This window comes from Streptomyces sp. NPDC002795 (assembly GCF_042888725.1).
GTDB lineage: Bacteria > Actinomycetota > Actinomycetes > Streptomycetales > Streptomycetaceae > Streptomyces.
In genome coordinates this window covers 376,925-399,975 of the sequence record NZ_JBIAQB010000007.1, presented here as the reverse complement: position 1 = coordinate 399,975, position 23,051 = coordinate 376,925, and the positions used below count along the sequence as shown (strand labels likewise).

Sequence of the window (23,051 nt, the reverse complement as noted above, 5' to 3'; positions counted from 1 at the left end):
TCAATCGCCGCAGGGGCTTGGTTAGTCCGCGTCCAGCGTCACCGTGAACGAGAAGCGGTCCCCCCGGTAGTGGATGACCGCCACGTCCAGCACCCTGCCCTCCTCGTCGTACGTGACACCCGTGTAGTGCAGGATCGGACTGAGCAGGGGTACTTCGAGCAGCCGGGCCGTCTCGGGGTCCGCGAGGCGCGCCTGCACCGAGTCCGTGATCCGGCTGATGCGCACGCCGACCACGTCCCGCAGCACCTTCGTCATCGGCCACCGCTCCAGGTCCGCGAGGTCGACGCGGGCGCCGAGGTCCGGACGGAGGTAGTTGCGGGCGTGGTTCGTCGGCTCGCCGGTCTTCTCGTCGCTGCGCAGCCGGTGGTACGTGGGGACGGCCCCGGCCCCCGGGAAGTGCTCCGCGAAGGCCACGGGGACCGGCACCGTGTCGTGGTCGAGCAGCCGCGTCGTCATGCCGGACTGCTGCGCGACGATCGCGTCGACGGAGCCCAACAGGCGCACCGGCGCGCCCTGCTGGGCATCCGGCTCGATGAACGTGCCGCGGCGCCGGTGGCGCGTGATGAGCCCCTCGTCCTCCAGCTCCTTGAGCGCCTGCCGCATGGTGAGCACGGAGACCCCGTAGTGCCCCGCGAGTTGCTCCTCGGTGGGCAGGCGCAGCGGGTCCTGCGGCGATCTTCCGAGTATCGAGGCGCGCAGGGACTGCGACACCTGATACCAGAGCGGCAATTTGCGGTTCAGGACGATCGAGTCCGGGGCGAATGACGTCACGGGTTATCCGTACCGGTCGTGGGGGGAGTGGTGCAATGCGGCGACCACGGGGTCTATCCGCGGAAGTGGCGCTCCAAGCCCTGCCACACGTCGTCGTATCCGCGCTGCAGATGCCCGGCGTTCGAGGCCTGCGGGGCGAGGGTGAGGGGCCAGCGCGTCTCGAACATGAAGGCCAGCCCGTCGTCGACCTTCTGCGGCTTGAGCTCGGCGGCGCTCGCCTTGTCGAACGTGTCCCGGTCAGGACCGTGCGCCGACATCATGTTGTGCAACGAGCCACCGCCCGGCACGAAGCCCTCTGCCTTCGCGTCGTAAGCGCCCTCGATGAGCCCCATGTACTCGCTCATCACGTTCCGGTGGAAGTACGGCGGCCGGAACGTGTCCTCGCCCACCAGCCAGCGCGGCGCGAAGACGACGAAGTCGACGCCCGCGAGGCCCGGGGTGTCGGAGGGCGAGGTGAGCACCGTGAAGATCGACGGGTCGGGGTGGTCGTACGAGATGGTCCCGATGACGTTGAAACGGCGCAGGTCGTACACGTACGGGACGTGGTTGCCGTGCCAGGCGACGACGTCCAGCGGGGAGTGGTCGTAGGTCGCGGCCCAGAGATTTCCGCAGAACTTGTTGACGACCTCGACGGGGCGGTCGGCATCGTCCTCGTACGCGGCGACCGGCGCCCTGAAGTCCCGTGCGTTCGCGAGGCCGTTGGCGCCGATCGGGCCGAGGTCGGGCAGCTGGAACGGGGCGCCGTAGTTCTCGCACACGTAGCCGCGCGCGGACTCTTCGAGCAGCTCGACGCGGAAGCGGACGCCGCGCGGGATCAGCGCGACCTCACCCGGCCCGACGGCGAGCGCCCCGAACTCCGTGCGCAGCAGCAGCCCGCCGCGCTCCGGGACGATCAGCAGCTCGCCGTCCGCGTCGCTGAACACCCGGTCAGTCATGGGGGAGTTGGCGTGGTAGAGGTGCACGGCCATGCCGGTGCGCTGCGTCGCGTCGCCGTTGCCGCCAAGGGTCCACAGGCCTGCCAGCCAGTCCGTGCCGGGCGCGGGCTCGGGCAGCGGGTTCCAGCGGCGGCGGTTGGGATCGGGAACGGTCTCGGTGAACGGGGCCGTGCGCACCGCCCCGTTGTCGACACGGCTGAACTCCGGGTGCGCCGCCGACGGGCGGATCCGGTACAGCCACGAGCGGCGATTGCGCGCCCGCGGCTCGGTGAAGGCGGAGCCGCTGAGCTGCTCCGCGTACAGGCCGAGCGGCGCGCGCTGCGGCGAGTTGCGCCCCTCGGGCAGGGCCCCCGGCACGGCTTCGGAACCGTGCTCGTTCCCGAAGCCGGTGAGGTAGGTCAGCCCCTCGGCGGTCTTGCGTACGTCCCCGCTCATCATCGCTCCCTGATCAATGATTCCTATGCGACACCGTAGGATTCGCGCGTGGGTGGCGCAAGACATCACCGTCCGCCGTATGGCTGACGCGCAGCGGTACCAGCGGCCGAGCGGCGGCCCGCGAGCGTCCTCCCCGCGAGGGATCCGCCGATGTCAACGGTCCTCTACCGTCCCGAACATGCCCACCTTTCCGTCCCTCCGCGCGGCCGCCACGGCGCTGCTGACCTGCGCCCTGCTGGCGGGCGTCGCGGGCTGCGGGGGTGACGGCGGGGAAGCCGGCGGACCGCGGAACGCCGGGGAGGTCCTCTCCCGCACCGACTCCGCCGGCCACCACTACCGCCGGATCCCCACGGAGGGCGCACCCGGGATCGGCTTGATCGTGAAGCCGCAGACGGGCCCCGCCGGCGGCTGGGAGGTCCGCATCTGGGTACGCCGCTTCCGCCTCAGCCCGCACGGCACCCCGGCCCGAGCGGTCGAGGGCCGCGGGTACGCGCGGCTCTACCTCGACGGCCGCCGCCTCGCCCGGCTGCGCGCCGTCGACTACCGCCTCCCCGGTACCCGCCTGCACCGCGGCACCCACCGCCTCACCGCCCGCCTCTACGCCGACGACCACACGGTGTGGGCCGTGGCGGACAAGCCCGTCGAGGCCACCGCGGACGTGACGGCGTCGCCGTAGTCTGGACCGCATGCCCCATCCAACGCCCCTGCGCCGCATGCCCGTTCAGCGGCGCAGCGCCGAGCGCCTGGCCCGGATTCTCGACGCGTGCGCCGAACTCCTCGACGAGACGGGCTACGACGAGCTGAGCACCCGCGCCGTCGCGCACCGCGCCGAGGTCCCCATCGGCTCGGTCTACCGCTTCTTCGGCAACAAGCGGGCCCTGGTCGACGCGCTGGCCGAACGCAACCTCGACCGCTACGTGCGGCGGGTCACCGCGCGCCTCAGGGACGTCCCCGCCGGTGACTGGCGGGCCGCGATGGACGCGGTGCTCGACGAGTACCTCGCGATGAAGCGCACGGCGCCGGGCTTCTCCCTGGTCGACTTCGGCACCCAGCTCCCGGTGGGCGCCCCGGACGCCGGCCCCAACCACCGCGTCGCCGACACCCTCACCGACCTCCTCGCCCCACGCCTCGACCGCACCCCGGACGCCGCCCTGCGCCGCGCGTTCCTGGTCGCCGTCGAATCCGCCGACGCCCTGGTCCGCCTCGCGTTCCGTATCGACCCGGAGCGCGGCGACGCGGCGGTCATCGCGGAGGTGCGGGAGCTGCTGCGGGCGTATCTGGCGCGGGTGCTCGACTGACGCAGCCGGGTGAACCGCTCGTGACCTGGAGTTTTGCGCTTATTGCTCGCGTGTCAACGTCTTGTTAACGCTTGTTCGGCCCACCTAGCGTCGCGCTGGCTGCCTCCCCCACGGCGGCTGTTCGAAGGCGAACGTAGACGTGAGAGGGCCCTTCCCCATGCTGACCATCCTCGGATTCGGCATGATCGCCACCTTCCTGGTGCTGATCATGATGAAGAAGGTGTCGCCGATCGCGGCGCTCGTGCTCATCCCGGCGCTGTTCTGCGTCCTGGTGGGCAAGGGGGCGCACCTCGGTGACTACGTGATCGCCGGCATCGGTGACCTGGCGCCCACCGCGGCCATGCTGATGTTCGCGATCGTCTACTTCGGCGTGATGATCGACGTCGGCCTCTTCGACCCGATCGTGCGCGGCATCCTGAAGTTCGCGAAGGCCGACCCCGTCCGCATCGTCGTCGGCACCGCGCTGCTCGCCGCGATCGTCTCGCTCGACGGCGACGGCTCCACCACCTTCATGATCACCGTCTCGGCGATGTACCCGCTGTACAAGCGCCTGAAGATGAGCCTCATCGTGATGACCGGTGTCGCGGCGACCGCCAACGGCGTGATGAACACGCTGCCCTGGGGAGGCCCGACGGCCCGCGCCGCCACCGCGCTGAAGGTGGACGCCAGCGACATCTTCGTGCCGATGATCCCGGCGCTCGCCGTCGGCCTGCTCTTCGTGTTCGCCCTCTCGTACGTGCTCGGCCACCGGGAGCGCAAGCGGCTCGGCTATCTCTCCCTCGACGAGGACGTCACGGTCACGGAGACCGTCGAGGAGAAGGTGCTCGTCGGCGCTGGGAGCGGCACCAAGGGAACTGGTGGCGGTGGCGGTTCCGTTTCCGGGTCCACCCCCTCGTACGAGAACGACGAGGGCGAGACGTTCTCCGGGCTCGACCCGAACCGGGCCACCCTGCGCCCCAGGCTCTACTGGTTCAACGCCCTGCTCACGGTGGTGCTCCTGACCTCCATGATCATGGAAGTGCTGCCGATCCCGGTCCTGTTCATGCTCGGCGCCGCGCTCGCCCTCTCGGTCAACTACCCGAACATGACCGAGCAGAAGGCCCGGATCGGCGCGCACGCCGAGAACGTGCTCAACGTCGCGGGCATGGTCTTCGCCGCCGCCGTCTTCACGGGCGTACTGCAGGGCACCGGCATGGTCGACCACATGGCGAAGTGGGTCGTGGGCGGCATCCCCGACTGGATGGGCCCGCACATGGCGCTCGTGACGGGCGTGCTGTCCATCCCCTTCACGTACTTCATGTCCAACGACGGCTTCTACTTCGGCATCCTGCCGGTGCTCGCCGAGGCCGGCAACGCGCACGGTGTCTCCACCCTGGAGATCGCCCGCGCCTCGCTCGCCGGACAGCCGCTGCACATGTCGAGCCCGCTGGTCCCGGCGGTCTACGTGCTCGTGGGCATGGCTAAGGTCGAGTTCGGCGACCACACCAAGTTCACCGTGAAATGGGCGGCGTTGACCGCGCTCGTCGTCCTCGGCGCCGGTCTGCTGTTCGGAATCGTGTGACCCGATGAACCCCGAAACCCGATGAATCCCGTGACCTCATGAGCCGTGCCTGGCTGCTCCGCCTCGTCATCGCCTTCAGCTTCGCGCAGGGGGCGGTGTCGATGGCGCGGCCCGCGGTCTCCTACCGGGCCCTCGCGCTCGGCGCCGACGAACGTGCCGTCGGTGTCATCGCGGGGGTCTACGCGCTGCTCCCGCTGTTCGCCGCCGTGCCGCTCGGCCGGCGCACGGACCACGGCCGGTGCGCGCCGCTGCTCCCGGTCGGCGTCGTCCTCATCGCGGGTGGGTGCGCGATGAGCGGACTCGCCGACACCCTCGTGGCGATGGCCGCCTGGAGCGGTGTCATGGGGCTCGGGCACCTGTGCTTCGTGATCGGCGCCCAGTCGATCGTGGCCCGGCAGTCCGCGCCCGAGGACCAGGACCGCAACTTCGGCCACTTCACCATCGGCGCCTCCCTCGGCCAGCTCGTCGGGCCGATCGCCGCGGGCGCGCTGATCGACGGCCAGGACATGGCGGGCACGAGCGCGCTCGCGCTCCTCGTGTCGGCGGGCGTCTGCGCGCTGGCCGTGACGTCCCTGTGGCGCATCGAGTCCCGTCGTACGCGGACGGGTTCGCGTACGAAGGAGGCCTCCAGGGTCCCCGTGCACCGCATCCTGCGCACCCGCGGCGTGCCCGGCGGCATCTTCATCAGCCTCGCCGTCCTGTCGGCCACCGACATCCTCACGGCGTATCTGCCGGTGGTGGGCGAGCACCGGGGGATCGCACCCGCCGTGGTCGGCGTGCTGCTCAGCCTGCGCGCGGCCGCGACGGTCGCCTGCCGCCTGGTCATGACCCCGCTCATCAACTGGCTCGGCAGGACCGCCCTGATCACCACCACGTGTCTGCTCGCGGCGCTGCTGTGCGCGGGCATCGCGCTGCCCGTGCCGGTGTGGGGGCTGGGCGTGATGCTGGTCGTCCTCGGCTTCTGCCTCGGCGTGGGCCAGCCGCTCTCCATGACCACGGTCGTCCAGGCCGCCCCCGCCGGGGCCCGCTCCACCGCCCTGGCGCTCCGGCTGACCGGCAACCGCCTCGGTCAGGTCGCGGCCCCGGCGTCCGCGGGCCTGATCGCGGGCGTGGCGGGGACGGCGGCACCGTTCGTGATGCTGGGCGGGCTGCTGTTCGTGGCGGCGGGTCTCGGGGTCAGGGACGGCGCCAAGCGCGGTTCCGAAGACGCTTCCGAAGGCGGTGCCGGGCAAGGGAGATCATGGGCGCCCCGGCTCCGTCGACGCGAGAAGGATCACCAGCGGCACTGACCCGACACCCGGCACCCCCTGGACCCTGGAAACTAGCGACGCTAGTTTGGCTGGGCACGTACGTGACACCCGCACTCGCTCAGGGAGTTGTGCTCATCATGGTCCGCGCCGCTGTACTGCCCGCCGTCGGTTCCCCGCTGGAGATCGCCGACATCGACCTGCCCGAACCGGGGCCGGGACAGGTCCGGGTGCGGCTCGCCGCCGCCGGGGTCTGCCACTCCGACCTCTCCCTGACCAACGGCACGATGCGGGTCCCGGTCCCCGCGGTCCTCGGTCACGAGGGCGCGGGCACCGTCGTCTCCGTCGGCGACGGCGTCACGCACGTGGCCCCCGGCGACGGTGTCGTCCTCAACTGGGCGCCTTCCTGCGGCAGTTGCCACGCCTGCACGCTCGGCGAGGTCTGGCTGTGCGCCAACGCCCTCGCGGGATCGGCGGGCATCCACGCGAAGCGTGCGTCCGACGGCAGCGACCTCCATCCCGGCCTGAACGTCGCCGCGTTCGCCGAGGAGACGGTCGTCGCCGCGAACTGCGTCCTGCCGGTGCCGGACGGCATCCCGCTCACCGACGCGGCGCTGCTCGGCTGCGCCGTGCTCACCGGGTACGGCGCCGTGCACCACTCCGCGCGCGTACGGGAGGGGGAGACCGTCGCGGTGTACGGGGTCGGCGGCGTCGGTCTCGCCACGCTCCAGGCCGCGCGCATCGCGGGCGCCTCGAAGATCATCGCGGTCGACGTCTCCCCGGAGAAGGAGGCGCTGGCGCGCGCGGCGGGCGCCACGGACTACGTGGTCGCGTCGGAGAACGCGGCCCGCGAGATCCGCGGCCTGACCGACAAGCAGGGTGTCGACGTGGCGGTGGAGTGCGTGGGCCGCGCGGTCACCATCCGTACGGCCTGGGAGTCCACCCGGCGCGGCGGCCGCACCACCGTCGTCGGCATCGGCGGCAAGGACCAGCAGGTCACCTTCAACGCCCTGGAGATCTTCCACTGGGGCCGCACGCTGTCCGGCTGCGTCTACGGCAACTGCGACCCGGCACAGGACCTCCCCGTGCTCGCGGAGCACATCCGCGCGGGCCGCCTCGACCTGAGCGCGCTCGTGACCGAGCGGATCGCTCTGGACGGGATCCCGGCGGCGTTCGACAACATGGTGGCGGGCAAGGGCGGCCGGGCGCTGGTGGTGTTTTAGACAGGCCCCGCCCCTGCCGATGAGTTCCCGGCCTGCGGCCGGTCTGTATGAGGAGAAGCCTGATACAGGCCGACGCGACCGGCGCCGGCACGGGAACCAGGAGGCACACCATGCCCGCCAGCACCCAGAAGATCCGCCCTTGCCTGTGGTTCGACGGCAAGTCGGAGGAGGCCGTCGACTTCTACATCTCGCTCTTCCCCGGCTCCGACTCCAAGGTCCTGGACGTCCAGCGCTTCGGCGACGAGGGGTCCCAGGAGCCCGGCTCGGGCGTCGTCGTGGAGTTCCGCCTCGCGGGCAACGAGTACCAGGCGCTGGACGGCGGCCCCGAGTTCAAGTTCAACGAGGCGGTCTCGCTCTCCGTCGACTGCGCGGACCAGGCCGAGGTCGACCGGCTGTGGGACGGCCTCACGGCGAACGGCGGGGAGCCGGGGCCGTGCGGCTGGTGCAAGGACAAGTACGGCCTGTCCTGGCAGATCGTCCCGCGCCGCCTGCCCGAACTCCTCGCCGACCCCGACAAGGACCGGGCCGGTCGGGTTCTGGCCGCGATGATGAAGATGGGCAAACTGGACGTCGCCGCTCTCGAATCCGCCTGACCCGTTCAAGCCCCTGCGGCGATTGAGCAGCGGGGTCCGGGGCGGAGCCCCGCGGCGTCAGCCACGGCGCCGCGGGGCTCCGCCCCGCTCAATCGCCGCAGGGGCCGGAGGGGCTTGAGATGCTCGGGAACGACCTCGCCGCCACCAAAAACACCAACGTGGTCAACGCGAACGGCCAAGTGAACATGTGGCCACCGACCGGCGCCGCCAACGCCCCGAACGCCGGCGCGCACACCGTCGCGGCAACCGCCCCCGCCACCGCATACGGCACCGTACGACGCGTGGCCTCAAGGAACACCCCGCCGAGCGCGAGCGCGACAAGCACCGCGTTGTACGCGGACGTGCCGTCGGCAAGCTGCGCGGCAGGCTCGCCGAGGGCCCACGCGGTCGCCATGCCCGCGACGTTCCCGAGGCAGGCCACCCCCGCGACCCGCGGCCCGGCCACCAGCAGCCCGGCGAGCACCAGCGCCCCCGCGTACCACTGCGGCATCAGGAAGATCTGGCCGAATCCGGCGAAGAACCCCCGCACGGCGTCGTCGAGTTGCAGCCCGGTCCTGGCCCCGGACACCGCCTGGGGGAACGCGGCGATGCCGCCCCCGCCGGCCCACACCCGCGCGAACCCGGGCGCGGCCAGCGTGATGACACTCGCCACGAGGCAGAACGGCAGCGTCAGAGCGGGCAGCCCCCACGCCCCGAGTGCCCGCCCCGCGGCGGCGGTCGCCACGGTCGCGGCGGCGCAGCCGAGCAGGGCCACGAGTACCGAGGACAGCCGGTCGGGGTTGAGGAAGACGGCGCAACTCACGCCCACGAGGCAGGCGTTGAAGCCCTCCATGCCCAGCGTGAGCCGCTCCTTCTCCACGCCGAGCAGCGCCGCGACCAGCGTGCCGACGGCCGCGCCCCCGACCCCGTAGAGCCCGTACTCCCACCCGGAGGCGAACAGGGCGGCGGCGAACAGCGTGCCCGTGAGCGCGCGCGGCAGGAACGTCACCTGGCCGATCCCGCGCAGTACGCGCAGCGCGAACTGTCTACAGCCGGTCGCCCAACTCTGCCCGATTTCCTGGTGAATCGCGGCATCTGCCGTCTGCGTCATGCGCCGCTCCCGTGTGACGAAGATGTTTCCCGGCCCGGCGAATGTACGTTACAGCTACTTCTGGGGAAGGCCCGGGCCGGGGGCGGAAACGCGCCTGGGCTCCCGCTCACCACACCTCCGCCACCCCCAGCTCGGCCCGCAGTGCCCGCTCCCCGGCCCCGGTCACCCGTACCGCCCGCTCGGAGCCGATCCGCTCGACCCAGCCGGCCCCGAAGGCGTGGGCGCACAGCGCGGCGCCCGCGCGTCCGGCGAGGTGGAGGCGGCGCTCGGTCCAGTCGAGGCAGCCGCGCGTCAGCGGCCGCCGCGGGCCGGGTTCGAGCGGCGATCCGAGCGCGCGGAACCAGCCGTGCCCCGCGTCGGTGAGCGCGAGGGCCGAGGGGGCCGACGGGTCGGAATCGGCGCTCAGCAGCCCCCGCTCCACCATCGCGTCGGTGACCGTGATCCCGAGCCGGCCAGCGAGGTGGTCGTAGCAGGTCCGCCCGCGGGCCATCGCGGTCCGCGCGGAGGCGGCCCGCAACGTGGGAGGCCGCTCTCCGCCGTCCGGCACCGCGTACCCGGCGAGGCCCTCCAGGAGCTGCGCGACCTGCGCGTCGGCGAGCCGCAGATACCGGTGACGGCCCTGCCGTTCCTCGGCGAGCAGCCCGCCCGCGACGAGCTTGCCGAGGTGCTCGCTCGCGGTCGACGCCGCGACGCCCGCGTGCCGTGCCAGTTCGCCCGCCGTCCACGCCCGGCCGTCGAGCAGCGCGAGCAGGCAGGCGGCGCGTGTCTCGTCGGCGATCAGTGAGGCGAGGGCGGCGAGGCGCGGAGCGCCGGGTTCCTTGGGGGCGGCCATGCGTCAAGGATGACCCGGGCACGCTTCGGTGGCCGCCGAAACGTCAGCCCGAAACGTCAGTGCGTCTCCGCCGACACCTGCTCGTACTGCACGGAAAGCCCGTCGAGCAGCGCCGTGAGCCCCGTCTCGAAGGCCCGGTCGTCGACGATCTCCTGCCGCTCGGCGAGCAGATGCGCCTGGCCGAGGTGCGGATAGTCGGCGGGGTCGTACGCCGCCTCGTCGTCCGGGAAGCCGCCCGCGAACGAGCCGAGCGCCGAGCCCGTCACGAAGTACCGCATGAGCGCGCCGATGGACGTGGCCTGCGGCGGCGGCCACCCGGCGTCGACCATCGCGCCGAACACCGCGTCGGCGAGCCGCAGTCCGGCCGGACGGTGGCCAGGGCCCCGCGCGAGCACCGGGACGATGTTCGGGTGGGCGCGCAGCGCCGCCCGGTAGGAGACGGCCCAGTCGTGCAGCGCGGCGCGCCAGTCCCGGTCGGCTCCGTCCTCGGGGGCCTCGAACATCGACAGGTCGACCTGCGCGCTCACCGAGTCGGCGACCGCCTCCAGGATCTCGTCCTTCGTACGGAAGTGGTTGTACAGGGAGGGCCCGCTCACCCCGAGCTCGGCGGCGAGCCGCCGCGTCGAGACGGCGGCGAGGCCCTCGGTGTCGACGAGGGCGCGGGCCGCGTCGACGATGCGATCTCTGCTCAGGAGGGGCTTGCGCGGTCGGGCCATGCGGCACATAGTAGGGCTGCAAGCCAAAAACTAGCAGTGCTAATTAACTGCTTTACGATTCGATGCGCGCGGGAGTGGCCATGAACCTGGAGCTGAGCGAGGAGCAGACGGCGGTGCGCCGGCTCGCCAAGGACTTCGTGGACCGGGAGATCGCGCCGAACGTGGTGGCGTGGGACCGGGCCGAGGAGGTCGACCGGGGCATCGTCAAGAAGCTCGGCGAGGTCGGCTTCCTGGGCCTGACCATCGACGAGGAGTACGGCGGCTCGGGCGGCGACCACTTCTCGTACACGCTGGTCACGGAGGAGCTGGGGCGCGGGGACTCGTCCGTGCGCGGCATCGTCTCCGTCTCCCTCGGCCTGGTCACCAAGCCGATCCAGCAGTGGGCGAACGAGGAGCAGAAGCGGCACTGGATCCCGAGGCTGACGGCCGGCGAGGCGCTCGGCTGCTTCGGCCTCACCGAGCCGGGCCACGGCTCGAACCCGGCCGACCTCCAGACCCGCGCGGTCCGCGACGGCGACGAGTACGTGATCAACGGCACGAAGATCTTCATCACCAACGGCACCTGGGCCGATGTCGTCCTCCTCTTCGCCCGCACCAACGACACCCCCGGCCACAAGGGCATCTCCGCCTTCCTGGTCCCCACGGACACCCCCGGCCTGACCCGCAACACCATTCACGGCAAGCTCGGCCTGCGCGGCCAGACCACCGCCGAGCTGGTCCTTGAGGACGTCCGCGTGCCGGCCTCCGCGATGATGGGCCCGGAGGGCAAGGGCTTCTCGATCGCCATGTCCGCGCTCGCCAAGGGCCGGATGTCGGTGGCGGCGGGATGCGTGGGCATAGCCCAGGCCGCCCTCGACGCGGCCGTCGGATACGCGGGCGAGCGCGAGCAGTTCGGCAAGTCCATCGCCTCGTACCAGCTGGTGCAGGAGCTGATCTCGGACATCGCCGTCGACGTGGACGCGGCCCGCCTGCTGACCTGGCGCGTCGCCGACCTCGTCGACCGCGGCGAGGACTTCGCGACCGCGGCGTCCAAGGCGAAGCTGTTCGCGTCCGAGGCTGCGGTCCGCGCGGCGAACAACGCGCTCCAGGTCTTCGGTGGCTACGGCTACATCGACGAGTACCCCGTCGGCAAGCTGCTGCGCGACGCCCGCGTCATGACCCTCTACGAGGGCACGAGCCAGATCCAGAAGCTGATCATCGGCCGCGCGCTGACGGGTGTTTCGGCGTTCTGAGTACGCAATTGAGTACGTGAGCGGATGGGGCCTTTGCCCCATCCGCTCGAAGCTGTACGGCATGAGCAGTGACACACCGGTCAAGCAGCAGAACACCGTGGCCTTCTACGGACAGGCCGTCGCCTCCTTCGTCGTCGCTCTCACCGCGACGGCCATCGGCATCTACAGCCTCGACGTCAGCGGCTGGATCCGCGCGTTCCTGGCGATCGCCGTCCTCTACCTCACGACCTCGGCCTTCACGCTGGCCAAGGTGATCAGGGACCGCCAGGAGGCGGGCCAGATCGTGAGCAGGGTCGACCAGGCCCGCCTGGAGAAGATCCTGGCGGACCACGACCCGTTCAAGCCAGTGGTCTGAACAGCAGCTTCGGGACGTCCAGCGCGCCGCCCGCCTCCGTGAACTCCCGTTCCACCGCTGCCCGCAGGTCGCCGTCCGACAGATGGTCCGCGGCCGTGCGGGCGAGGGCGGCCGCGCCGTCGAGGACCGCCCGGTCGGCCTCCGCGCCCTGCGCGCAGGCCGCGAACTCGGCGGTGTGCAGGGCCGTCCCGGCCGGGGCTATGGACAGCATGGGATGGAGGGCCGGGATGCGGACGCTGACGTTGCCCAGGTCCGTGGAGCCGACGGCGGAGTCCGGCGCGGCGCTGCCGGGCAGCATGGTGCGGCCACGGCCCGTGAGGTGCTGGGCGAAACGTGCCGCGAGGACGCCGTTGTGCCGGACGGGGACGCAGGGCGGGCAGTCGTCCCAGCGGGTGGTGACGGTCGTGCCGGTCATCGCGGCGGCGCCCTCGAAGATCCGCTGGACCCGGTCGGAGAGCTCCGCCAGCGACTCCACGGTGGCGGCCCGCAGGTAGAAGTGGGCCGCCGCACGCTCGGGCACGACGTTGGGGCGCGAGCCGCCCTCGGTGATCACGCCGTGCACCCGGTCGTCCGGGAGGATGTGCTGCCGCAGCGCGGCGACCCCCTGGTAGGCGGCGACCACCGCGTCCAGGGCGTTGCGGCCCATGAACGGTGCGGCGGAGGCGTGGGCGGCGCGGCCCGTGTACTCGACGACCACTTCGCGCAGCCCCAGAAAGGGCGCGTCGGAGAGATCGGGCCCCGACGAAGGATGGATCATCACGGCGGCGTCGACCCCGTCGAACGCCCCCGCGCGGGCCAGGAGTTCCTTGCCTGTGCCGTTCTCCTCGGCCGGGGTGCCGAGCAGCACCGCCGTGCCACCGGTCCGCTCCAGTACGGGCACCAGCGCGAGGAAGGCGCCGACGGCCGCGGCGCAGATGATGTGGTGACCGCAGCCGTGACCGATGCCGGGCAGTGCGTCGTACTCGGCCAGCACCGCCACGGTCGGCCCTTCGCCCGAACCGGCCGTCGCCCGCAGCGCCGTGGGCAGTCCGTGCGCCCCGGTATGTGCCGTGACGCCGTGGGCCCGCAGCAGGTCGGCGACGCGGGCGACGGCGCGGTGCTCCTCGAAGCCCGGCTCGGGGTCCGCGTGCAGGGCGCGGCCGAGGCCGAGCAGATCCGCCTCGAGGGCTTCGACCGCCGCGTCGATTTGGGCGTGCACCTCCGGGCCCGCCCCCTCGTACGGGGAGGACCATACGGGCGCCGAGGCAGCGGCGTCGGCCGCTCGCCGGGCAAGCCGCTCCAGATGGACGCGCCCGGCGTCACTCGCGGCCGGTGAGGCGGTGGTGTCGGTCATCGTGTCTCCTCCGGCACGGTGTCGGCGATGGACGGGGTGGACTGGGTGGACGGCGTGGACTGGGTGGACGGGGCGGAATCCGGTGCGGTCAAACGCCGGTGGAGGGCCACGCAGCCCATGCTGATCAGCGCCATCACGATGAACAGGACCGCCACGGGCGTCCAGGAGGCGCCCGAGGAACCGGCCAGCCACTGCGCCAGGGGCGGGATGACGCCGCCGCCGATCAGGCCGGCGATCTGGTAGCCGAGCGAGAGCCCCGTGTAGCGCACGCGCGGCGGGAACCACTCGGTGATCATCGTGCCGACGGTGGCGTACGCGATGGTGCTGGCGAGCATGCCGAGCCCCATGCCCGCCCACAGGCCCACGACGCTGTGCGATCCGACGAGCCAGAACATCGGGAACGCCACGACCAGATGAGCCGCCATCCCGACGAGCGTGACGCGCCGGACGCCGAACCGGTCCCCCAGCAGCGCGGTGAGCGGGGTGAAGACGATCACCACCACCGAGGCGAACATGCCCGCGGCCGATGTCTGCGCCTCCGTGAAGCCCAGATGGGACACGGCGTAGGCCGATACGAACGTGACGATCACGTAGAAGCCGCCGACGGTGACGAGGAAGGCTCCCGTGGCGAGCAGCCAGGTGCGCCATGAACCGCGCGCGACGGCGAGGACAGGAAGCTTGGCGGCGGCCCCGCCCGCCTCCCGCTCCTCGCGCAGCGCCTCCTTGATCTCCGGCGCCTCCTCCAGGCGGCTGCGGATGATCAGGCCGGTGACCACGAGCACGCTCGACAGCAGGAAGGGGATGCGCCAGGTCCAGGCGAGCAGCGCGTCGTGGCCCGGCAACGCGGCGAGGGTGAAGACCCCGGTGGCGAGGAAGAAGCCGATGCCGTCGCCGACTTGGGGGAAGGACCCGTACAGCGCCTTGCGGTGCGGGGGCGCGTTCTCCACCGCGTAGAGGACCGCCCCTCCCCACTCCCCGCCGACCGCGAGCGACTGGAGGACGCGGATGATCAGCAGCAGTACGGGGGCGAGCGCGCCGGCCACCGCGTAGCCGGGCAGCAGTCCGATCAGGAACGTGGACACGCCCATCAGGAGCAGGGAGCCGATGAGGGCGTGCTTGCGTCCGTAGCGGTCGCCTATGTGCCCGAAGAGGATCGCGCCGAGCGGTCGGCCGAGGGAGCCCACGGCGAGGGTGGCGAAGGAGCTGAGCACGCCGAGCGCGGGGCTCATCTCGGGGAAGAACAGCTTGGGGAAGACCAGGGCGGCGGCGGTGCCGTAGATGGCGAAGTCGTACCACTCGACACTGGTGCCGATCAGTGTGGCGGTGGCGATGCGCAGCGGGCTGCGCCCGCCTGGGGGAGACGTCATGGACCGGGGCTCCTTCTGAGGGCAGGACGGCGGGCCCGCGGAGGGAGCGCGGGGGAACGCGGGGCGGGGACGGCCGACCGGGGAACGAGGGCCAAGGACTATGGATTCGAATGGACCCATAAAGTGGTACCGGGACGCTACGAGCGGGGGAGAAGCCCTGTCAATAGGGTCTGCACCGAATCCAATAAGGCTTCTGGGTGGGCGAGTTCGCGTCCGGAGGTCATCCGATGGCGACGAGACGACCGGGAGGACGCGTGGTGAAGGCGAGAGCCGCGAGCGGGGCCGACGGCACGGGCGCGGCGGCGCGCCACCCCGATCCGCTGGAGCGGCCGGGGCAGCGCAGGCCCTCGCGCGACATGGTCACCGAGATCCTGCGCAAGCGCATCGCCCTGGGCGGCTTCGCGCCGGGCAGCAGGCTGCCGGCCGAGCGCGAACTCGCCGCGTCCCTGGGCGTCGGGCGCAACACCGTCCGCGAGGCGGTGCGCAAGCTCGCCGATGAGGGCCTCGTGGTCACCACGCTCGGCCGCTCCGGCGGGACACGGGTGCGCCCCGCCCCGGCGGTGGCGGGTGAACGGGCCGCCGTGGCCGCCGACTTCAGGGCCACCATCCGCGACTACATGGAGTACCGGACGGCGGTCGAACCGTTCGCGGCCGGGCTCGCGGCGCGGCGTGGCTCCACCGCCGACCGGCGGGCCCTGGTGCGGATGCTCGACGAGGAGGTCGCCGACCTCGCCGCCTATCACCGGGTCGATTCGCGCTTCCACCTGGCGGTCGCCGCCGCGGCCGGCAACGAGGTCCTCGGTGAGGCGGTGGAACGGGCCCGCGCCGAGATGTTCGTCCGCGGCAACGCGCTCTGGCTGGACTGCGACTGGACCCTCGTCTACCCGCCGGACCGGGACCTCTCGCGGGTGTTCTGCGAGGAGCACCGGGCCATCGCGCTCGCCGTCCTGGCCGGTGACGCGGAGACCGCCGAGGCCCGGATGCGCGAGCACCTGGAGGACTCCGGCCGGCAGTTCCTCGCGCTGCTCGACCACTTCGAGGCGGGCGGCGGAGGCTGACGGGGTTCTCGGGGTGAACTCGTTGACCAGTGACCCGGGTTGTGGTTAGCCTCCGAAATGGGTCCGGACGAATCCAAATAGCGCACCGTGCCCACCGGGAACCCCCGGCACCCCCGTCCCTGGAGGTACGGCACCTTGCACAGCCATGACGAAGCCCTCGCCCGCACGGTCCTCGACCACGTCGAGAACCGGCTGCGCCTCGACCCGGCGCCGCTCGGCAGGCTCGGTGACGCCGCCGAGCTCGACGCCGCCCTCAAGGGCGCCCTGGACTGCGGCCCGTCCGCCCCGGACGACGTGCTGCGGCTGTTCACGGAGCACATAGAACCGACCGTCGTCTCCTGCGACAGCCCGAGCTTCCTCTCGTTCATCCCCGGCGCCCCGACCAAGGCCGCCGCCCTCTTCGACATGGTGCTGTCCGCCTCCTCGCTGCACGGCGTCTCCTGGCTGGAGGCGTCCGGCGCCGTCGCCGCGGAGAACCAGGTGCTGCGGCTGCTCGCCGATCTCGCGGGCCTGCCGGGCGGGGCGGGGGGCTGCTTCGTCAGTGGCGGGTCCGCGGGCAACCTGTCCGGACTCCTGGTGGCCAGGGACACCGCCCGTACCTCTGACGGCCGCCCCGTGGACCGGCCCCGGGTCGCGGTCAGCGACCAGGCTCATTCGTCGATCGGCAGCACGTTGCGGATCATGGGCGTGGAGGCGCTCGTGGTGCCCGCCGACGACCACCGGCTGACCGGGGACGCGGTGCGCGCCGCGCTGGCCGCCGACGGTGACCCCGAGAGCGTGGTCGCGGTCGTCGCCACCGCGGGCACCACCAACGCCGGAATCGTCGACGACCTCGCGGGCATCGCCGACGCCGCCCGCGCCCACGGACTGTGGTTCCACGTCGACGCGGCCTACGGCGGCGGCGCCCTGTTCTCGCCGCGGCTGCGCGAGCGGTTCGCCGGCATCGAGCACGCCGACTCCCTCGTCATCGACCCGCACAAGTGGCTGTTCACGCCGTTCGACTGCGGCGCCCTCCTGTACCGGAACCCCGCCCTGGCCCGGGCCGTCCACACCCAGGACGCCTCCTACCTGGACTGCATCCACACCGACGCTCCGCAGGAGTGGAACCCGAGCGACTACGCGTACCACCTCACGCGCCGCCCCCGGGGTCTTCCGCTCTGGTTCTCGCTCGCGGTGCACGGGACGGAGGCCTACCGGGAGGCCGTCGAGGCCGGGCGGCGGCTCGCCGAGGAGTGCGCCGCGCTGATCCGCGCCACCGACGGCCTGGAACTGCTGCGCGAGCCCGAACTCTCGGTCGTGCTGCTGCGCCGCACGGGCTGGGGGCCCGAGGACTACGACGCATGGTCGCGGCGGCTCCTTGAGCGGCAGATCGCCTTCGTGGTGCCGACGGTGTGGGAGGGCGAGACGGTGGCCCGCTTCGCCTTCCTCCACCCGGACCTCGGCCTGGACACGGTGCGCACGATCCTGGCCGACATGGTGGCGGACGCCGGATGAAGCGCGTCCTGTTCCCGGAAACCGGGTTCTAAGCGCCCGCTCACCCCGGAGGGTAGGGTGTGCCCTCAGCCCCACGGGAGGATGTGAGCGCAGCGATGACGCAGGACGAGCGCGTCGATGGCGAGGTCGGCGAGGCCGGCGACGCCACGGACGAGATGCCGTGGGCCGATGTCACGCCCGACGCGGCCCGGCGGCTGCTCGTCGCGGCGGTGCAGGCGTTCGCCGAGCGCGGCTACCACGCGACCACGACCCGCGACATCGCGAGCCGCGCCGGTATGAGCCCGGCCGCGCTCTACATCCACTACAAGACCAAGGAAGAGCTGCTCCTCAAGATCAGCCGGATCGGTCACGACAAGGCGCTGGCGATCCTGCGCCGGGCGGTCGAGAGCGACGGCACGGCCGCCGAGCGGCTCGCGGAGGCCGTCCGGTCCTTCGTCCGCTGGCACGCGGGGCACCACATGACCGCGCGCGTCGTCCAGTACGAGCTGGACTCGCTGGGCGAGGAGAACCGGCCCGAGATCGTCGCGCTGCGCCGGCGGAGCGACGCCTCGGTGCGGGAGATCATCAACGATGGTGTGAAGGCCGGGGAGTTCGACGTCCCCGACGTGCCCGGCACCACGGTCGCCGTGCTCTCGCTCTGCATCGACGTGGCCCGCTGGTTCAACGCCGAGGGCAAGCGGACGCCCGACGAGGTCGGCGCGCTCTACGCCGACCTCGTGCTGCGCATGGTGACCGCTCCGCGGCGGTAGCGCGTCCTACAGGTAGTACCGCGACACCGACTCCGCGACGCACACCGGCTTGTCGCCGCCCTCGCGCTCCACGCTGAACGCCACGGTCACCTGTACGCCGCCGGCCACGTCCGCCACGTCCGTGACCTTCGCGGTGGCGCGAAGGCGCGAGCCCACGGGGACCGGAGCGGGGAAACGGACCTTGTTCGTTCCGTAGTTGACGCCCATCTTCATGCCCTCGACCGTCATCAGCTGCGGGCCGAAGAGGGGCAGCAGCGACAGGGTGAGGTAGCCGTGCGCGATGGTCGTCTTGAACGGGCCCTCCTTCGCGCGCTCCGGGTCGACGTGGATCCACTGGTGGTCGCCCGTGGCCTCGGCGAACCGGTCGATGCGGCTCTGCTCGATCTCGACCCAGTCGCTGTACCCGAGCTGCTCGCCGACGGCGCCCTTCAGGTCGTCGACGTCCTTGAAAACGCGCGGCTCCGCCATGATCCGTGACCTCCCACGTAGCTTGTCTAAGCGCTTGCTCAGACCGCTTGGCATGCTAACAACGAAGCCGCGCCCGCACTAGGTTCGTCTAGTCTCGACCGGGTGCCACAGATTCCGGAGAAGATCCACGAGCTCACCGTCGGCCAGGTGTCGGCGCGCAGCGGCGCCGCCGTCTCCGCGCTGCACTTCTACGAGTCCAAGGGCCTGATCACCAGCCGTCGCACCTCCGGCAACCAGCGCCGGTACTCCCGCGACACCCTGCGCCGCGTCGCCTTCGTCCGGGCCGCGCAGCGCGTCGGCATCCCGCTCGCCACGATCCGCGACGCCCTCGCCGAACTCCCCGAGGAGCGCACCCCGAACCGGGACGACTGGGCGCGCCTCTCGGAGGTCTGGCGGTCCGAACTGGACGAGCGGATCAAGCAGTTGGGCCGGCTGCGGGATCATCTGACCGACTGCATCGGGTGCGGCTGTCTGTCCCTGGAGACCTGTGTGCTGTCCAATCCGGACGACGTCTTCGGCGAGCGCCTCACGGGCTCCCGTCTGATGGGGGAGCGCCGGGAGCGTCCGGCTCAGGCGTGAGCCTCGGACCGAGGGCCCGGAACACCGCGCTGAGCACGACCGCCGCGATCGCCCCGGCCGCGACCCCGCTGCCGAACAGGGTGCGGGCCCACGTCGGCAGCCCGGCGTACATCTCCGGCGACACGATCGGCAGCATGCCGAGCACGAGGGCGAGCGCGATGACGATGCTGTCGGTGCCGTGCGAGAGGTCCGTACGGGAGAGCATGCCGAAGCCCATGACCGCGATCACCGCGTAGATGACGAGGCCCGCGGCGCCGACCACCGGCTCCGGGATCGCCGCGAGGACGCGGGTCAGTGGCGTGATCAGGCCGCACACGATCAGCAGCACACCGGCCGCCGCCGTCACGAACCGGCTGCGTACGCGCGTGAGTTGGACGATGCCGATGTTCTCGGCGCTGGTCACCATCAGCGACGTACCGAAGACGCCGGAGAACAGCGAGACGAGCGCGTCGGCGCGGGCGATGCGCGGCACGTCGCGGCCCGCGTCGGGGGTGCGGCCCACGGCCTCGCTGTTGAGGACCGTCTGGCCGGTGGCCTCGGCGAGCGAGGCGAGGGCGAAGACCAGGAGCGGGATGGCGGCCAGCAGGTCGAAGTGCGGGGCGCCGTACGGGAAGGGGTCGGGCAGCGCGAAGGTGCCGCCGTGCGCCACCTGGAGGTCCGTGCCCATGAGCGCGGCGATCACGGTGCCGCAGACCAGGCCGAGCAGCACCGCCATCTGCCGCCACACGCCCCGCAGGACGAGGAAGAACACCGCGATCACGCCGAGCGTCGCGAAGCCGAGGCCCGGACCCGAGGCGACCATGGGCGCGGTCACCTTGATCATGTTGATGCCGATGAGGACGACCGTCGTGCCCATCACCAGGGGCGGGAACAGCCGGACCAGGCGTCCGTAGAAGGGGAGTACGCAGAGCAGGAAGGCGGCCGCCACCAGGACGGAACCGGAGGCCGTCGCCGGGCCGTACTCCTGCGCGATCTGGAGGAAGATCGCCACCGCGGCGCCGCCCGGCAGCATCAGGAACGGCAGCCGGGCGCCCACCCGCAGCGCCGCCACCCCGAGCGACTGGAGCAGCGCGCCCACGCCGCACAGCACGAGCGTCGCGCTGAGCAGCGAGGCCGTCTGCGTCGTCGACAGCTTCAGCGTCGTCGCGATGAGGATGACGGAGGAGACGGGCGCGGCCACGCCCGCCAGCACGTGCTGGCAGGCGAGGGGGAGCAGGCGCTTGACGGGTAGCCGCTCGTCGACCGGCGCCGTGCTCGTGTCGGGGTGTGCGGCCTTCGCGGTCACCGGTTCAGCCACGGCAGCTCGGACGCGGCGTAGCGGTAGGCACGGAACACGGCGTTGGGCTCGGACGGGAAGAGCTTGCGGACCTCTTCCTCGGAGTAGCCGCCGAAGAACGGGACGATGTACTCCCAGCAGAGATAGCCGTCCTCGGTCACCTCGAAGAGGCGGCCCGCGGGGGAGTCGGTGATCAGGGTGTTGCCGTTCGGGAGGCGCTGGGCGCTGCCCATGAACGGCGCGAAGAAGGACTCGCGCGCCGGGTCGTGGTACTCCCACGCGATCTTGCCGCTGGAGCGCTCGATCTCGATGACGCGGCTGAACGGCACGTCCCAGTGCGGCCGGAAGACGCCGTTGTCGAAGACGAGGAAGTTGCCGTTGGCCAGCTCGGTCGGGCAGTGCTGCTGCGAGACGACGCCGGGCTCGGAGCGCCAGATGATGTCCCCGGTGGCCCGCTCGATGACGACGACGGCCGACACGGAGCGGAAGCTCGCGAGGATGTTGCCGTCGGCGAGCGGCAGCACGCTGTTGATCAGCGGGTAGTGCTCGCGGGCGTAGTCCGGGTGGAGCGGGAAGTCCGCGCGGCCGAGGCGCTCGGAGACCTTCCACTCCCAGGTGGTGTTCCCCTCGGCGTCGACCTCGACGATCGTGTCCGCCCAGATCGTGTCGCCGTCGGGGCCGCTCGCCTCCGACCCCGGGACGCCGCCGCGCACGGCCGCCGCCGCGTCCCCGGTCAGCGCTTCGAGCGCCGTGTAGAGGATCCGGCCGTCGCCGTAGTGGTGGGCGTCGTGGTGCTGGAGCGGGTCGCGGTGCTCGCGCAGCACCGTGCCGTCCGGGGTGATCTCCTGCATGAGGCCGCCGCGGTACTTGTGCCACATGGGGAAGAGGGCGGGCTCGTCGGGCAGTACGCCGTTGTAGGCGAGGTTCCCGTTCGCGAGGATCCGGGCGTGCCGGCCGGGGCGGTTCGGGAGGTTCCACTGGTGGACGACCTCGCCGTGGAGGTCGATCAGGTACACCTCGCCGGCGCCGGTCAGCGGGGCGAACAGCGTGTAGCCGCTGTACGCCGCGTCCTCGTCGAGGGCGAGGAGTCCGGTGCCGCGGCGGCGGCGCTGGTTCTGGTCGACACGAGCCATGAGGCCCTCCATCCAGTGGTGAGTCAGTGATGAAGTCGGTGGTTAACTTTTTTAAGTACTGGTTAATGAGTTAACCACGACGGTAGGCTTCCGGGGAACAGGGGCCGAAGCGAAAGGGCGTTACGAGTTCATGAACGTGGGACCCGGCATCCGGCGCAGGCGCCGCGCCCTGGAGCTGACCCTCGCCGAGGTGGCGCGCAAGGCCGAGGTCTCGGTCCCGTTCCTCAGCCAGGTGGAGAACGACAGGTCCCGCCCGAGCATGAACTCGTTGCAGCGCATCGCGGACGCCCTCGACACCACCGCCGTCGAACTCCTCGCGGCAGCGGAGCCGCCCCGCCCGGTCGACGTGGTGCGCGCCGCGGAGAAGCCCGCGATGGCCGACGGCGCGCGCCCGCTCGTCCGGGGCGAACAGCGGCTGCACGCCCTGGAGTTCACCGGCGACCACGACTGGGATCGCGTCTTCCGGCACGCGGGGGACGAGATCATGTACGTCGCTGACGGGTCGATCGAGGCCGAGGTGGACGACACCCACTACGTCCTGGAGCGCGGCGACACGCTGTACTGCGCCGCCGGACTCCCGCACCGCTGGCGGCCGTTGGAGTCGGGGACGCGGGTTCTCGTCATGGGCGTCGCCGCACAGTAGTCCGTCGCGCCCCTTGTCGACCGCCGCACTTGGCGCGACCATGCGTCGCACCAGTCACGACGGGGGAGGCCGAACGGCATGGCAGTGGCGATCACTTCACTCAAGTACGAGTCCGCCCGCACGGGCCCGCAATCACTGGTCTACGACGACGACGGCTACCACCTGGTGCGTTTCCCGTACGAGGACGCCGAGGAGTCGTACGACCCGTGGGCCATGCACGATCCGGCGGGCGGCGGCCCGGCGGCCCCCTCCGCGTATCCCGACGCCCGCTCGGGGCTGATCTGGCCCAGCCACGACGGCTGGGGCACGCTGTCCGCGCTGGTCTTCTGGGGCGCGGACGCCCGCGCGAGCGAGTACCGCGCCCGCTTCGTGCGCGACCCGCTGGGCCTCGGCACGGGCTACGACTCCACCGCCACCACCGACATATCGCCCACGGGTGGCGGGCAGTTCCGCTCGTACACCTGGCAGATGTTCGTGCACCCCGGCACCCCGGTCGGCTTCAAGGTCTCGGCCCGCTCCGGGGACACCCCGCTGCGGGTGCCGATCACGCTGGCCGAGTTCAAGCTGGCGATCCAGACGGATGTCCTCACTCCCTGACGAGGGGGCCACCACCCCGGTTCGGGTCCGTCTTCCGGATTGGTCCGCTCCGGGCGCCCCACGCCT

24 protein-coding genes are annotated in these 23,051 nt (G+C 71.8%); 14 read left to right on the top strand and 10 right to left on the bottom strand.

All coding sequences use genetic code 11. From position 1 onward, the window contains the following. Nucleotides 1-21 precede the first annotated feature (21 nt). Entirely contained in the window at nucleotides 22-771 is a 750-nt protein-coding gene (locus ACFYWS_RS23245; protein ID WP_389279613.1) for a GntR family transcriptional regulator, read from the bottom strand. Nucleotides 772-824: 53 nt separating this feature from the next. Next, nucleotides 825-2,141 carry a homogentisate 1,2-dioxygenase gene (gene hmgA / locus ACFYWS_RS23240; protein WP_389279611.1) on the bottom strand — a complete coding sequence of 439 codons (1,317 nt, stop codon included), beginning with the start codon at nucleotides 2,139-2,141 and terminating at the stop codon, nucleotides 825-827. Nucleotides 2,142-2,319: 178 nt separating this feature from the next. On the opposite strand from hmgA, the gene ACFYWS_RS23235 reads away from it, so the two are divergent. The 6 genes from ACFYWS_RS23235 to ACFYWS_RS23210 all read left to right on the top strand — a co-directional run bounded on the left by ACFYWS_RS23235 (nucleotide 2,320) and on the right by ACFYWS_RS23210 (nucleotide 8,063). Further along, nucleotides 2,320-2,817 (top strand): hypothetical protein, encoded by a 498-nt coding sequence (locus tag ACFYWS_RS23235; RefSeq protein ID WP_389279609.1) that lies wholly within the window; start codon nucleotides 2,320-2,322, stop codon nucleotides 2,815-2,817. 10 nt (nucleotides 2,818-2,827) lie between these two features. Next, nucleotides 2,828-3,439, top strand: coding sequence for a TetR family transcriptional regulator (locus ACFYWS_RS23230; RefSeq protein ID WP_389279607.1), 612 nt, complete (start codon nucleotides 2,828-2,830; stop codon nucleotides 3,437-3,439). A gap of 157 nt (nucleotides 3,440-3,596) precedes the next feature. Then, nucleotides 3,597-5,000, top strand: coding sequence for a CitMHS family transporter (locus tag ACFYWS_RS23225; protein WP_389279605.1), 1,404 nt, complete (start codon nucleotides 3,597-3,599; stop codon nucleotides 4,998-5,000). Between the two features lie 38 nt (nucleotides 5,001-5,038). Beyond that, on the top strand, nucleotides 5,039-6,289 hold the full coding sequence (locus tag ACFYWS_RS23220; RefSeq protein WP_389279603.1) for an MFS transporter: 1,251 nt from the start codon (nucleotides 5,039-5,041) through the stop codon (nucleotides 6,287-6,289). Nucleotides 6,290-6,387: 98 nt separating this feature from the next. Beyond that, nucleotides 6,388-7,470, top strand: coding sequence for a Zn-dependent alcohol dehydrogenase (locus ACFYWS_RS23215; protein WP_389279601.1), 1,083 nt, complete (start codon nucleotides 6,388-6,390; stop codon nucleotides 7,468-7,470). A gap of 110 nt (nucleotides 7,471-7,580) precedes the next feature. Next, entirely contained in the window at nucleotides 7,581-8,063 is a 483-nt protein-coding gene (locus tag ACFYWS_RS23210) for a VOC family protein (RefSeq protein ID WP_389279599.1), read from the top strand. Nucleotides 8,064-8,151: 88 nt separating this feature from the next. Here ACFYWS_RS23210 and ACFYWS_RS23205 read toward each other — a convergent pair whose 3' ends face one another. The 3 genes from ACFYWS_RS23205 to ACFYWS_RS23195 all read right to left on the bottom strand — a co-directional run bounded on the left by ACFYWS_RS23205 (nucleotide 8,152) and on the right by ACFYWS_RS23195 (nucleotide 10,701). Continuing rightward, nucleotides 8,152-9,153 carry an urea transporter gene (locus ACFYWS_RS23205; protein WP_389279598.1) on the bottom strand — a complete coding sequence of 334 codons (1,002 nt, stop codon included), beginning with the start codon at nucleotides 9,151-9,153 and terminating at the stop codon, nucleotides 8,152-8,154. Nucleotides 9,154-9,259: 106 nt separating this feature from the next. Further along, the gene (locus ACFYWS_RS23200; protein WP_389279596.1) at nucleotides 9,260-9,985 is read right to left on the bottom strand and encodes an ArsR/SmtB family transcription factor; all 726 of its coding nucleotides are present in this window, start codon (nucleotides 9,983-9,985) and stop codon (nucleotides 9,260-9,262) included. A 56-nt stretch (nucleotides 9,986-10,041) separates the two neighbouring features. Continuing rightward, complete coding sequence (locus tag ACFYWS_RS23195; RefSeq protein WP_389279594.1) at nucleotides 10,042-10,701, bottom strand: TetR/AcrR family transcriptional regulator; 660 nt, start codon at nucleotides 10,699-10,701, stop codon at nucleotides 10,042-10,044. Between the two features lie 80 nt (nucleotides 10,702-10,781). On the opposite strand from ACFYWS_RS23195, the gene ACFYWS_RS23190 reads away from it, so the two are divergent. Both ACFYWS_RS23190 and ACFYWS_RS23185 read left to right on the top strand, forming a co-directional pair. Continuing rightward, entirely contained in the window at nucleotides 10,782-11,933 is a 1,152-nt protein-coding gene (locus tag ACFYWS_RS23190) for an acyl-CoA dehydrogenase family protein (protein WP_389279592.1), read from the top strand. Nucleotides 11,934-11,994: 61 nt separating this feature from the next. Continuing rightward, on the top strand, nucleotides 11,995-12,288 hold the full coding sequence (locus tag ACFYWS_RS23185; RefSeq protein WP_326018398.1) for a YiaA/YiaB family inner membrane protein: 294 nt from the start codon (nucleotides 11,995-11,997) through the stop codon (nucleotides 12,286-12,288). Here ACFYWS_RS23185 and ACFYWS_RS23180 read toward each other — a convergent pair. Together ACFYWS_RS23180 and ACFYWS_RS23175 are read right to left on the bottom strand one after the other, a co-directional pair. Continuing rightward, nucleotides 12,272-13,621, bottom strand: coding sequence for a M20 family metallopeptidase (locus ACFYWS_RS23180; RefSeq protein WP_389279589.1), 1,350 nt, complete (start codon nucleotides 13,619-13,621; stop codon nucleotides 12,272-12,274). The two genes, ACFYWS_RS23185 and ACFYWS_RS23180, sit on opposite strands and share 17 nt — an antisense overlap. Then, nucleotides 13,618-14,988, bottom strand: coding sequence for an MFS transporter (locus tag ACFYWS_RS23175; RefSeq protein ID WP_389279587.1), 1,371 nt, complete (start codon nucleotides 14,986-14,988; stop codon nucleotides 13,618-13,620). Before ACFYWS_RS23175 ends, ACFYWS_RS23180 begins: the two co-directional genes overlap by 4 nt. Nucleotides 14,989-15,242: 254 nt before the next feature. Here ACFYWS_RS23175 and ACFYWS_RS23170 point away from each other — a divergent pair, with 254 nt between their 5' ends. From ACFYWS_RS23170 to ACFYWS_RS23160, 3 genes are all read left to right on the top strand, one after another. Then, complete coding sequence (locus tag ACFYWS_RS23170) at nucleotides 15,243-16,046, top strand: FadR/GntR family transcriptional regulator (protein ID WP_389279585.1); 804 nt, start codon at nucleotides 15,243-15,245, stop codon at nucleotides 16,044-16,046. Between the two features lie 135 nt (nucleotides 16,047-16,181). Then, nucleotides 16,182-17,540, top strand: a complete 1,359-nt coding sequence (locus ACFYWS_RS23165; RefSeq protein ID WP_389279583.1) for a pyridoxal phosphate-dependent decarboxylase family protein — start codon at nucleotides 16,182-16,184, stop codon at nucleotides 17,538-17,540. Nucleotides 17,541-17,635: 95 nt separating this feature from the next. Further along, nucleotides 17,636-18,289 carry a TetR/AcrR family transcriptional regulator gene (locus ACFYWS_RS23160; RefSeq protein ID WP_389279581.1) on the top strand — a complete coding sequence of 218 codons (654 nt, stop codon included), beginning with the start codon at nucleotides 17,636-17,638 and terminating at the stop codon, nucleotides 18,287-18,289. A 6-nt stretch (nucleotides 18,290-18,295) separates the two neighbouring features. Here the strand turns inward: ACFYWS_RS23160 and ACFYWS_RS23155 are convergent, their stop codons facing one another. Then, nucleotides 18,296-18,757 carry a MaoC family dehydratase gene (locus ACFYWS_RS23155; protein WP_266721353.1) on the bottom strand — a complete coding sequence of 154 codons (462 nt, stop codon included), beginning with the start codon at nucleotides 18,755-18,757 and terminating at the stop codon, nucleotides 18,296-18,298. A gap of 102 nt (nucleotides 18,758-18,859) precedes the next feature. Here ACFYWS_RS23155 and soxR point away from each other — a divergent pair, with 102 nt between their 5' ends. Continuing rightward, nucleotides 18,860-19,336: a redox-sensitive transcriptional activator SoxR gene (gene soxR, locus ACFYWS_RS23150; protein ID WP_389279578.1), complete on the top strand. Its 477-nt coding sequence runs from the start codon at nucleotides 18,860-18,862 to the stop codon at nucleotides 19,334-19,336. Here the strand turns inward: soxR and ACFYWS_RS23145 are convergent. Together ACFYWS_RS23145 and ACFYWS_RS23140 are read right to left on the bottom strand one after the other, a co-directional pair. Continuing rightward, the gene (locus ACFYWS_RS23145; protein ID WP_389279576.1) at nucleotides 19,284-20,633 is read right to left on the bottom strand and encodes a uracil-xanthine permease family protein; all 1,350 of its coding nucleotides are present in this window, start codon (nucleotides 20,631-20,633) and stop codon (nucleotides 19,284-19,286) included. The two genes, soxR and ACFYWS_RS23145, sit on opposite strands and share 53 nt — an antisense overlap. Then, nucleotides 20,618-21,745, bottom strand: coding sequence for an aryl-sulfate sulfotransferase (locus tag ACFYWS_RS23140; protein ID WP_389279574.1), 1,128 nt, complete (start codon nucleotides 21,743-21,745; stop codon nucleotides 20,618-20,620). Before ACFYWS_RS23140 ends, ACFYWS_RS23145 begins: the two co-directional genes overlap by 16 nt. A gap of 130 nt (nucleotides 21,746-21,875) precedes the next feature. Between ACFYWS_RS23140 and ACFYWS_RS23135 the strand changes: the two genes are divergently transcribed. Both ACFYWS_RS23135 and ACFYWS_RS23130 read left to right on the top strand, forming a co-directional pair. After that, the gene (locus ACFYWS_RS23135) at nucleotides 21,876-22,388 is read left to right on the top strand and encodes a helix-turn-helix domain-containing protein (RefSeq protein WP_389279572.1); all 513 of its coding nucleotides are present in this window, start codon (nucleotides 21,876-21,878) and stop codon (nucleotides 22,386-22,388) included. Nucleotides 22,389-22,466: 78 nt separating this feature from the next. Beyond that, nucleotides 22,467-22,985 (top strand): hypothetical protein, encoded by a 519-nt coding sequence (locus tag ACFYWS_RS23130; protein WP_389279570.1) that lies wholly within the window; start codon nucleotides 22,467-22,469, stop codon nucleotides 22,983-22,985. Nucleotides 22,986-23,051 lie beyond the last annotated feature (66 nt).

Coding starts and splice junctions, on each gene's coding strand:
- ACFYWS_RS23130 (WP_389279570.1), top strand. CDS start 22,467: ATGGCAGTGGCGATCACTTCACTCAAGTACGAGTCCGCCCGCACGGGC.
- ACFYWS_RS23140 (WP_389279574.1), bottom strand. CDS start 21,745: ATGGCTCGTGTCGACCAGAACCAGCGCCGCCGCCGCGGCACCGGACTC.
- ACFYWS_RS23195 (WP_389279594.1), bottom strand. CDS start 10,701: ATGGCCCGACCGCGCAAGCCCCTCCTGAGCAGAGATCGCATCGTCGAC.
- ACFYWS_RS23200 (WP_389279596.1), bottom strand. CDS start 9,985: ATGGCCGCCCCCAAGGAACCCGGCGCTCCGCGCCTCGCCGCCCTCGCC.
- ACFYWS_RS23205 (WP_389279598.1), bottom strand. CDS start 9,153: ATGACGCAGACGGCAGATGCCGCGATTCACCAGGAAATCGGGCAGAGT.
- ACFYWS_RS23225 (WP_389279605.1), top strand. CDS start 3,597: ATGCTGACCATCCTCGGATTCGGCATGATCGCCACCTTCCTGGTGCTG.
- ACFYWS_RS23220 (WP_389279603.1), top strand. CDS start 5,039: ATGAGCCGTGCCTGGCTGCTCCGCCTCGTCATCGCCTTCAGCTTCGCG.
- ACFYWS_RS23190 (WP_389279592.1), top strand. CDS start 10,782: ATGAACCTGGAGCTGAGCGAGGAGCAGACGGCGGTGCGCCGGCTCGCC.
- ACFYWS_RS23175 (WP_389279587.1), bottom strand. CDS start 14,988: ATGACGTCTCCCCCAGGCGGGCGCAGCCCGCTGCGCATCGCCACCGCC.
- ACFYWS_RS23160 (WP_389279581.1), top strand. CDS start 17,636: ATGACGCAGGACGAGCGCGTCGATGGCGAGGTCGGCGAGGCCGGCGAC.
- hmgA (WP_389279611.1), bottom strand. CDS start 2,141: ATGAGCGGGGACGTACGCAAGACCGCCGAGGGGCTGACCTACCTCACC.
- ACFYWS_RS23155 (WP_266721353.1), bottom strand. CDS start 18,757: ATGGCGGAGCCGCGCGTTTTCAAGGACGTCGACGACCTGAAGGGCGCC.
- ACFYWS_RS23235 (WP_389279609.1), top strand. CDS start 2,320: ATGCCCACCTTTCCGTCCCTCCGCGCGGCCGCCACGGCGCTGCTGACC.
- ACFYWS_RS23230 (WP_389279607.1), top strand. CDS start 2,828: ATGCCCCATCCAACGCCCCTGCGCCGCATGCCCGTTCAGCGGCGCAGC.
- ACFYWS_RS23215 (WP_389279601.1), top strand. CDS start 6,388: ATGGTCCGCGCCGCTGTACTGCCCGCCGTCGGTTCCCCGCTGGAGATC.
- ACFYWS_RS23180 (WP_389279589.1), bottom strand. CDS start 13,621: ATGACCGACACCACCGCCTCACCGGCCGCGAGTGACGCCGGGCGCGTC.
- ACFYWS_RS23185 (WP_326018398.1), top strand. CDS start 11,995: ATGAGCAGTGACACACCGGTCAAGCAGCAGAACACCGTGGCCTTCTAC.
- ACFYWS_RS23210 (WP_389279599.1), top strand. CDS start 7,581: ATGCCCGCCAGCACCCAGAAGATCCGCCCTTGCCTGTGGTTCGACGGC.
- ACFYWS_RS23135 (WP_389279572.1), top strand. CDS start 21,876: ATGAACGTGGGACCCGGCATCCGGCGCAGGCGCCGCGCCCTGGAGCTG.